General features: G+C 63.1%; 3 protein-coding genes. 2 read left to right on the top strand and 1 reads right to left on the bottom strand.

From position 1 onward, the window contains the following. Positions 1–2: 2 nt before the first annotated feature. The gene (locus AC1DLB_RS30110) at positions 3–626 is read left to right on the top strand and encodes a 2OG-Fe(II) oxygenase (protein WP_477786295.1); all 624 of its coding nucleotides are present in this window, start codon (positions 3–5) and stop codon (positions 624–626) included. A 2-nt stretch (positions 627–628) separates the two neighbouring features. Next, positions 629–1,114, top strand: a complete 486-nt coding sequence (locus AC1DLB_RS30105) for a 2-thiouracil desulfurase family protein (protein ID WP_018928644.1) — start codon at positions 629–631, stop codon at positions 1,112–1,114. A gap of 29 nt (positions 1,115–1,143) precedes the next feature. Here AC1DLB_RS30105 and AC1DLB_RS30100 read toward each other — a convergent pair. Next, the coding region (locus AC1DLB_RS30100) for a transporter substrate-binding domain-containing protein (protein WP_477786294.1) at positions 1,144–1,359 on the bottom strand (216 nt) is incomplete at its 5' end.

Here is a 1,359-nt window from a genome sequence, read left to right as displayed (position 1 = left end):
CCATGCACATACCCTCTGATCATCCACTGCTGTTACGTATCGTCGACGACCTGGCCGAACACGGCTGGTCGCAGCAGAATATTTTCCTGCCCCTGGACCTGACCCGGGCGCTGGCCGCCGAATGTCGTAAACGTGCCGCCGAGGGTGAGCTCGCCCCGGCCGCCGTGGGGCGCGGGGCGTTTTCGGAGATTCGCGAGGGCATTCGCGGCGACCATATCCAGTGGCTCGAACCCGGCCAGGCCGAGTCCTGCGACAGCTACCTGGGGTTGATGGACAGCCTGCGTGAGGCGATGAATCGTGGTTTGTTCCTGGGCCTGGAAGATTTCGAAAGCCATTTCGCCCTGTACCCGCCCGGCGCTTTCTACCTCAAGCATGTCGACCGTTTCCGTGACGACGACCGGCGCATGGTCTCGGCGGTGATCTACCTCAACGACGCCTGGCTGCCCGAGCATGGCGGTCAGTTGCGCATGTACCTGGACGAAGGCGTCGAACACGATGTGGTGCCCACCGGCGGATGCCTGGTGGTGTTCCTGTCGGGCGACGTGCCCCACGAAGTCCTGCCCGCGACCCGAGAACGCCTGTCCTTGACTGGCTGGTTCCGCCGTCGTGGCAACGAGCCGTTCTGATCATGCAAAAGATTCTGGTAAGCCGCTGTTTGCTCGGTCACCGCGTCCGTTACGACGGCGGGGCCAGCGGGCCGTTCGATCTGTTGGAACAGTGGATTGCCGAGGGCCGGGTGGTGCCGTTGTGTCCGGAAGTCGCTGGCGGGTTGCCGACACCCAGGGCTGCGGCGGAAATTCCCGGCGGGCAGGGCGGTGAAGTGCTTGATGGCCTTGCATCGGTCATCACCACCGAGGGCGAGGACGTCAGTGCCGAGTTTCTATCGGGGGCTTCTCAGGCGCTGGAGCTGGTGCAACAGCACGGCATCCGGATTGCCGTGCTCAAGGCCAACAGCCCGTCTTGCGGGAATCTGCTGACCTATGACGGGACGTTCAGTGGAGTGAAGGTCAGCGGTGAGGGCGTGACCGCCGCGCTGCTCAAGCGCCATGGTGTGCAAGTCTTCAGCGAGCTGGAGTTGCCGCAAGCGGCGCAGGCCCTGGCAACCCTGAAGTAACAGCCCGCAGGGTTACTCATTCGCCCGAATCAAGGTTTCGGCGCCACACCCGCATCAGCCCCAAACCACTTGTGCTCCAGCGCCTCCAGCCGGCCATCGGCCTTGATCCGCTGCATTGCATTCTCAAGGCTGGCATGAAACGCCGGATTACCCTTCTGAAACGGAATCGCCAGGCTCACAGGGGTGGCCTTCGGTTTTTGTTCCGTCAGCGACTGCACCAACAGGATTGATCGCGGTTGCTCTTC

The sequence above is a fragment of the Pseudomonas sp. 05N434 genome (assembly GCF_056396965.1).
This window is presented reverse-complemented; position numbering and strand designations above follow the sequence as displayed.

Bases quoted from the DNA above. Each gene is read 5' to 3' on its own strand.
- AC1DLB_RS30110 (WP_477786295.1), top strand. From the start codon at position 3: ATGCACATACCCTCTGATCATCCACTGCTGTTACGTATCGTCGACGAC.
- AC1DLB_RS30105 (WP_018928644.1), top strand. From the start codon at position 629: ATGCAAAAGATTCTGGTAAGCCGCTGTTTGCTCGGTCACCGCGTCCGT.